Origin of the sequence: Microcystis sp. Msp_OC_L_20101000_S702 (genome assembly GCF_007095705.1) — a bacterium.
Classification (GTDB): Bacteria; Cyanobacteriota; Cyanobacteriia; order Cyanobacteriales; family Microcystaceae; genus Microcystis; species Microcystis ichthyoblabe_A.
Map to the genome: position 1 here is coordinate 1 of NZ_SFBO01000102.1, position 7,812 is coordinate 7,812.

Annotated in this window: 8 protein-coding genes and 1 pseudogene; 8 read left to right on the forward strand and 1 reads right to left on the reverse strand. The window is 44.5% G+C overall.

Going from position 1 to position 7,812, the window contains the following annotated elements; translation table 11 throughout:
- The 8 genes and pseudogenes from EWV60_RS11375 to EWV60_RS11410 all read left to right on the forward strand — a co-directional run.
- Window positions 1–98: pseudogene (locus tag EWV60_RS11375) on the forward strand (IS1 family transposase); the annotation flags it as partial.
- Window positions 99–242: 144 nt separating this feature from the next.
- Window positions 243–524: a type II toxin-antitoxin system VapC family toxin gene (locus tag EWV60_RS11380; protein WP_238141998.1), complete on the forward strand. Its 282-nt coding sequence runs from the start codon at window positions 243–245 to the stop codon at window positions 522–524.
- Window positions 525–845: 321 nt separating this feature from the next.
- Window positions 846–1,772, forward strand: coding sequence for a UDP-glucuronic acid decarboxylase family protein (locus tag EWV60_RS11385; RefSeq protein ID WP_287232328.1), 927 nt, complete (start codon window positions 846–848; stop codon window positions 1,770–1,772).
- Between the two features lie 45 nt (window positions 1,773–1,817).
- Window positions 1,818–3,203, forward strand: coding sequence for a UDP-glucose dehydrogenase family protein (locus EWV60_RS11390; protein WP_002797870.1), 1,386 nt, complete (start codon window positions 1,818–1,820; stop codon window positions 3,201–3,203).
- A 243-nt stretch (window positions 3,204–3,446) separates the two neighbouring features.
- A complete protein-coding gene (locus tag EWV60_RS11395) occupies window positions 3,447–4,130 on the forward strand; it encodes a Mo-dependent nitrogenase C-terminal domain-containing protein (RefSeq protein WP_002754710.1) in 684 nt (227 codons plus the stop codon).
- 128 nt (window positions 4,131–4,258) lie between these two features.
- Complete coding sequence (locus EWV60_RS11400; protein ID WP_287232331.1) at window positions 4,259–5,947, forward strand: SulP family inorganic anion transporter; 1,689 nt, start codon at window positions 4,259–4,261, stop codon at window positions 5,945–5,947.
- Window positions 5,948–6,445: 498 nt separating this feature from the next.
- The gene (locus EWV60_RS11405; protein WP_002746174.1) at window positions 6,446–6,664 is read left to right on the forward strand and encodes a DUF433 domain-containing protein; all 219 of its coding nucleotides are present in this window, start codon (window positions 6,446–6,448) and stop codon (window positions 6,662–6,664) included.
- Between the two features lie 38 nt (window positions 6,665–6,702).
- Window positions 6,703–7,200: a helix-turn-helix domain-containing protein gene (locus EWV60_RS11410; protein WP_287232334.1), complete on the forward strand. Its 498-nt coding sequence runs from the start codon at window positions 6,703–6,705 to the stop codon at window positions 7,198–7,200.
- A gap of 14 nt (window positions 7,201–7,214) precedes the next feature.
- On the opposite strand, the gene EWV60_RS11415 is transcribed toward EWV60_RS11410, so the two are convergent.
- Window positions 7,215–7,397: a hypothetical protein gene (locus EWV60_RS11415; protein ID WP_232306241.1), complete on the reverse strand. Its 183-nt coding sequence runs from the start codon at window positions 7,395–7,397 to the stop codon at window positions 7,215–7,217.
- Between the last annotated feature and the right edge of the window lie 415 nt (window positions 7,398–7,812).

Genomic DNA, 7,812 nt, shown 5'->3' on the forward strand with positions numbered 1-7,812 from the left:
AGGATTTCTCGGCTGGTGAGAGAGAGTCTATCTTTCTCTAAAAAAATGGAGAATCACGTTGGGGAACCCTTTGGTATTTTATCCATGACTACAATGCACAGCAAAGCAAAGGATTAAGCTGCCATCACTACTACCGAATCACCACCCATCCGAACTTAGTTCGGAGAGTAGCGTCTATCGATCCTGATGATACGGCTATAACAATTATTACTTTAGAAGAACAAGTAAGAGGATGGTTCAGCGTGATCAGAAAATACTCTCAAAGCAATCAATATGAAAAGTTAATCAAAGGCTATCAAGGTTTGAGAGATATAGTTAATTATCTGAGCAAATTTAAAATTTTGAACTATACTTTAGAAGCTCATTATCATTTCAGAGAATTACGGGAGCAAAAAATTCGTATAGGAACACAAGATTTAAGAATTGCAGCGATTAGTTTATCAGAAAACAGTATTTTAGTAACACGCAATTATCGTGATTTCTCTCAAATCCCTAATTTACGCCTACAAGATTGGACAATATAGAACTCTGTAGGGATGACTACGAAAATTGTTACATTTTTTAAGGATTACCCAGCCATTATTCAGCCATTAGCCTGGCATCGGCGATCGCTGAGTCCGAATCTAAAACCTAATTGGTTAAGCTAAAAGCTTTGATGTACTTAGTTTCTAACCTTCTTTTTAGCTAGGAGAATTGCCAGATTCTTTTTTGGAGCCTCTTGCCTCTTGCCTTGAGAAGCTGATCACTGATCACTGATACTTAACACCCCGTCAAAAAAAATATTTGCCAAAAAGCCAGCGTAAGGGTATTTTAAGAATAATTTTATATGTTTACTTGTCAATTACATGAGAATCCTAGTTACAGGCGGTGCGGGTTTTATCGGTTCCCATCTAATCGATCGCTTGATGGAACAGGGTCATGAAGTGATCTGTCTGGATAACTTCTACACGGGGGTGCGCCGAAACATCGTTAAATGGCTAGGAAATCCTTATTTTGAGCTAATTCGTCACGATATCACCGAGCCGATCCGTTTAGAGGTGGATCAGATCTATCACCTGGCCTGTCCTGCTTCCCCAATTCACTATCAATATAACCCAGTAAAAACGATTAAAACCAATGTTTTAGGGACTCTGTATATGCTGGGCCTAGCTAAAAGGGTAAAAGCGCGATTTTTGCTCGCTTCTACCTCAGAAGTCTATGGCGATCCCGATGTGCATCCCCAAACGGAAGAATATCGAGGCAACGTCAACTGCATTGGGCCGCGTTCCTGTTATGACGAGGGTAAACGGGTAGCGGAAACCCTGGCTTTTGAGTATTATCGGGAGCATAAAGTCGATATCCGGGTGGCCCGGATTTTCAACACCTACGGCCCGCGAATGCTAGAAAACGATGGTCGAGTGGTGAGTAATTTCGTCGTGCAAGCTTTGCGCGGTCAACCCCTGACGGTTTATGGTCAAGGTTCCCAAACCCGCAGTTTTTGCTATGTTTCTGACCTAGTGGAAGGGTTAATGCGTTTGATGAATGGGGACTTTATCGGGCCGGTTAATCTCGGCAATCCCGACGAATACAAAATTCTGGAATTAGCACAAGTGATCCAAGGCATGATTAATCCCGAGGCCGAATTAGTCTATAAACCACTACCGGAAGATGATCCCAAGCAACGACAACCGGATATCACTCGTGCTAAAACCTATTTGGATTGGAGTCCCACTATTCCTCTACGCCAGGGTTTAAAAATGACGATCGAGGATTTCCGTTCTCGTCTAAGCTAATCCCTAATCAATAAATTTAACCTAATTGTCACCGGAGTGATTATCATGCGTGTTTGTGTTATCGGAACGGGTTATGTGGGTTTAGTCACTGGGGTTTGCCTAGCACATATCGGCCATCATGTTATCTGTATTGACAACAACGAAGAAAAAGTCAAATTAATGAAATCGGGACAATCCCCCATCTATGAACCGGGGTTATCGGAATTAATGCAGTCTTCGGCAGCCTCCGGCAATCTGGAATTCTCCACGGACCTAGAAGCGGGAGTTAAACACGGCGAAATCCTCTTTATCGCCGTTGGTACACCAGCACTACCCACGGGGGAAAGTGACACCCGTTATGTGGAAGCGGTGGCCCGGGGTATTGGGGCCCACCTCAACGGTGGTTATAAAGTAATCGTCAATAAATCGACCGTTCCCATCGGTTCTGGGGATTGGGTACGGATGATCGTCCTCGATGGCGTGGCCGAGAGACAAAAAAATCTCGTGGCTGCGGTTGGCGGTATTAGTACACTAGAACGCATCGAAGCGGAATTCGATGTGGTCAGCAATCCCGAATTTTTACGGGAAGGTTCGGCAGTTTATGATACTTTTAACCCCGATCGCATTGTTTTAGGCAGTAATAACCCGAAAGCTATTGAAATGATGAAGGAATTGTACGCTCCTTTGGTTAAACGCCAATTCGCTGACGATCCCTCCTTGCCTCCCGTTCCCGTGGTGGTTACGGATCTCAGTTCGGCGGAAATGATTAAATACGCCGCTAATGCCTTCCTAGCCACCAAAATTAGCTTTATTAACGAAGTAGCTAATATCTGTGATCGCGTGGGGGCCGATGTCACCCAAGTGGCTAAAGGTATCGGTTTAGATTCCCGTATCGGCAGCAAGTTCCTCTCGGCCGGGATCGGTTGGGGGGGTTCCTGTTTCCCCAAAGATGTGTCGGCTTTGGTACATACCGCAGAAGACTACGGTTACGAAACGGAATTACTTAACGCCGCTATCAATGTTAACAAACGTCAACGGACAATCGCGATCGAAAAACTGCAACAGGAATTAAAAATCCTCAAGGGTAAAACCGTCGGTTTGTTGGGATTAACTTTTAAACCCGATACCGATGATATGCGCGATGCCCCGGCTTTAACCATGATCGAACAGTTAAATCGTTTAGGTGCTAAGGTAAAAGCTTATGATCCGATCGTTTCCCAAAGTGGTTTAAGTCACGGTTTAAGCGGTGTGATTATCGAATCGGATCCAGAAAGATTGGCCGATGGTTGTGACGCTTTGGTGGTGGTGACGGAATGGCAAGAATTCCTCCGTCTCGACTACGGCAAAATGGTTAAAACCATGCGCGAACCCGTGTTAATTGATGGTCGCAATTTCCTCGATCCTGCGGTGGTGACAGCAGCTGGTTTCCGTTACCTCGGTATTGGCCGTTAATCCTAGGAATCCGCCTTTTCAGTAGGACTGACGCGGTTGGGGAAGGTACAAGAAGCAGCACCACTTACCCCTGCTCCTAGGGGCGAAAATTGCCCGATTATGCTGGCTGAAAAACGAAAAATTCCGATCTGACCATGGGGTTATTGGCTATAGTTAAATGATATGAACAGGAGCCACTAGAATCCAGGGGCGATGGGTAGAATTAAATTGAGAAACTAGAATCAGTTTTAGCAATACATACCTATGGTTAGCTCTGTTCAATACCGCTACACTAACGAACAAGTTAGGGACTGGTTACGGGGATTACTGACAATTGCCTGGTCTGATGGGGATTATAGCACCAGCGAGCAGGAATCGATCGCCCGTTTCGCTCACGAATTAGAATTAGATGACGACCACGTTCTCTATCAATCGATTAGTCCCGAAGAATTGGCCGCAAGTTTCGGTCATGACCCCAAAATATCAGAAAACTTCCTCCGCACGGCGGTTATGGTAGCGATCGCCGATGGCATTTATTCCCCCGCAGAAGCGCAATTACTGCGTAGTTATCGGGATGCTTTCGGGTTAGAAATCGAGGCCCTGTCAGCTTTAGAACATACTATCTGTGAAATTCCCGAAATTACCACAGAAGCGAATAAATCCGAGTTTATCAGTGCCGAACATCCCCACCCAGATCTGCTGCATCCCCTCAAAGACTGGTTAGATGGGGTGGAAATGCACGATCCGCGCTTGGCCCGGTTTATCTGCAAAATGGTGCCGCCTCAATGTCCTTTTGAACGCGATATCGTGCTTTTTGGCCATAAATTAGTCCATATTCCGCCTCTGTGCAAGTTAAATCCTCTCTACGAACAATTAGTCGGTTTACGTTTCCGCGCTCTATCATACTTAGCCGATGATTGTCAAGAGGATATTTCCGAGTATATTTAGCCAGTTTAACTAAAATTGCGGCTAAAATGGTATAAATATCCTGCTGACAGAAAACATCTCAGCCTCAAGGCTTTTTCTAGCCAATTCTTCCGTTAAAATTAGGTTAAGTCGCCGTTCAGAGAGAAAATATGAGTAAAAACTCGCGACGAGTCGATTTTTCTGATTTACCCGGGCCAAAAAACCTGCGCTCCTATCAATGGCAGTGGCTGGGCCGAGATCTACTCGCTGGTGTCACCGTGGCAGCCTACGCTATTCCCCAGTGTATGGCTTACGGCGACCTGGCCGGGGTCGAGCCAGTGGTGGGATTGTGGACTCTCGTGCCAGCCGCCCTAGTTTACGCCCTTTTCGGCTCCTCACCGCAACTATCCCTCGGACCAGAATCGACCACGGCAGTGATGACGGCGGCAGCGATCGCACCTCTGGTGAGCCTTCAAGGAGAAAATTACGGCAGTTTAGCGGCTTTTTTAGCCCTAATGGTCGGTTTAATCTGTTTTGTCGCTTACATCGCCCGCTTGGGATTTCTAGCTAATTTACTCTCCAAACCGATCCTAATCGGTTATATGGCGGGAGTGGCGGTGATCATGATTGCGGGACAACTGGGTAAAATTAGTGGTTTGTCAATCCGTGAAAATACGGTTTTTAAAGAAATTTTCGCTTTTTTCTGGGGAATAAACCAATGGCACTGGCCAACCCTTAGCCTAGCTCTATTGCTGTTACTATTTCTATTTGTCATCCAGAAATATTTTCCCAAAGCACCAGGTCCCTTGCTGGCGGTTTTACTGGGAACCCTCGCCGTCGCCACCCTCCATCTCGATCAAGAGGGGGTGGCAGTAGTGGGGAAAATTAGCAAGACTTTGCCTAATTTTGGCTTACCAACCCTAGATTTTTCCCAATTACTACCCCTAGTAACCGCGGCCGTCGGCATTGCCCTGGTCGGCTATTCCGATAACGTCTTGACCGCCAGAGCCTTCGCCGCACGTCATAACCAAGAAATCGATGCCAATCAAGAATTTTTAGCCCTAGGACTGGGGAATCTGGCGGCGGGTTTTTGTCAGGGATTTCCCATCAGCAGCAGCGCCAGTCGCACCGCAGTGGGCGATTCCGTGGGTAGTAAAAGTCAGCTTTACTCCCTGGTGGTGGCAGTGGTGGTGGTGGCGGTCATTTTCCTGCTCGGTCCAGTACTGGCACTCTTTCCCAAGGCTGCCTTGGGTGCGCTGGTGATTTATGCAGCCTGTAAACTGCTGGATATCGCCGGCGCTAAACGACTAAAAAGCTTTCGCAATAGTGAGTTTAATCTCGCTGTCCTGACCATGGTGGGGGTGCTAACCACGGGGATTTTAAGCGGGGTTGCCATCGCCATCGGTCTCTCGGTTATCGATTTATTGGCCCGCATTACCCGGCCTGATGATGCCGTCTTGGGTACGGTTCCGGGGGTGATGGGTTTACACGCGCTCCAGGATTGGCCGGAAGCGCAAACAATACCGGGGTTAGTTATCTATCGTTACGATGCCCCCTTATTTTTTGCTAATGCGGCCGACTTTAAACGTCGCGCTCTCAGTGCCATTGCCCGGGAGACAAAACCGGTAGAATGGTTTGTCTTGAATACGGAAGCCCTTGGGGAATTGGATAGTACAGCAGTGGAGATTCTTGAGGAATTAGCATCAGAATTATCAAGACAGGGTATAGTTTTCGCCCTCGCTAGGGTTAAACACGATCTGTACTTAGAATTGCAACGTTCCCGCTTGTTAGATAAAATTAGCGAGGAGAGAATTTACTATACTTTGCCGGCGGCGATCGAAGCTTTTAAACATCGTTAACTGATAGTTAGGGGTCGAGAAGGTCGTCGCCGACCTCCCCTCCCATAAAGAACCTACCCGTGCATAGTTTTCGGACTTTATTGAAATTAGCTGATAGAGTTGTCTAAGTTGGGCTTCCGTCGGTTGCATTTAGTCATTATCGGCTTGATTTTAGATTATTGTTCATTTTAGTATTATTAATCGAAAGCCACTTCCCTAACCTATTTAGGGTTTGCTGAATAAAGGTGAAATGTAGGCAAGGTAAGGGTTTTGTGGCTTTTCTCGCGAAACAGGTGCAAGATTTTGAGAGAATCGTGCTTCAAAACCTTGCGTCTTCATCGGCCCGCGTCCCTACGGTTTCACCGATAGGTTATTGCCCGAATGCTTCGCCCGTACTTTGTCAGCAAACCCTATTTATCATCAGTTTAACCCATTTTTCAAGAATCTAGGCTAGAATATGAAGACAAGACGTATTGCTCTGGGTTAATCTACTCTGTAGAAGCTAAGAAGGTAATCAAAATGGCTAAATATTCGCCTCTTATCCATGTATCTCCTGAAACTATGAGTGGTGTTCCTGTTTTTTCAGGTACTAGAGTTCCGATACAAACACTTTTTGATTATCTTAAAGCAGGAGAATCAATTGATGATTTTTTAGAGGGTTTTCCAACGGTAACAAGAGAACGAGTTATTAGCTTACTTGCAGAATTTGAAAAAGAGCTTATTGATAGGGTAGCGTGAAATACGGTATTATCTCCCCAAATCTTAACATTACTCCCATGGATACCCAAGAAGTCTTCCAACTTATTGATAATCTGGTTTTTGACCACACGGGAAAGCATCTCGATACATTGCAATTAGGGATTTTAAAGAACGTTTTTGATGGTCAGAAATATGCAAAAATAGCAGAAAAATATAATTGTTCTGAAGGTCATGCCAGAGATAAGGCCTATGAACTTTGGCGCATTCTTTCGGAAGTGTTAGGGGAAGAATTAAATAAATCAACTGTTCGATCAGCAATTGAAAGATTTATTACCACGAGTAGTACCAATAACATAGTAAATTCCGTAAAAATTGATCAGGTTACTTTTTGTCATAACCCTTCTAATAATCGAGAAATAGAAAATTATCATATTTATAAAACTGAAAACAATGTTATTAAAGCAAAACTAGAAACTGTTCCCAAACTAATAGGATTAGGATTAACGATCGAACAAATTGCTCAGGCTCTTGATTTAGATATACAATTAATTTTAGATAGTCTCAAACTAGAGTAACTTTGATAACTTTATCAAGATATGGATGTCAAGCTGCTTTGATACAGAATTGACAAGGATAGGGAAATGGGGTCCTTTTGGATTTGGTGGGTAAAATGTATTCTAAGATACAGTCTTGCGGGCGAGGGAGTGGAAGGAACCACAGAGACACAGAGGACACAAAGATCGATCGCTACTATATAAGTTAAACTTATCACACAAAGTTGAGAAGAGCCTTATTTTCGCTTGATCGCTCCAGCATTTATGCTAAATTTACCTCGCCCACTTCAGTCTGTTAAACTCAACTGTTCATAGCTCTGAAAATTTCACGAACAGAGATTTTTTCGAGCCAACAACCTATAAAAAAGTTGTCTAGCCGTAATTCCTATAATTCAATTACAGCTGCTATTAATTTCCAGCAGGGAGCTTCTCCTTCCCAATTTGCCGAAGAGATCCAAGGCAGACTAAGACTGACGGTAACAAAACAGTTTTGCTGAGGTTGATAGCCTGTATTTCTGAACTTCCCCCATACATATATACTATAATAGCCGAAAACCCTTATCCATCAATGGATACGCCCCTTAACTTTTCTTGATGTACCCATGTAATTTGTAACATTTCTTAATGGACAAG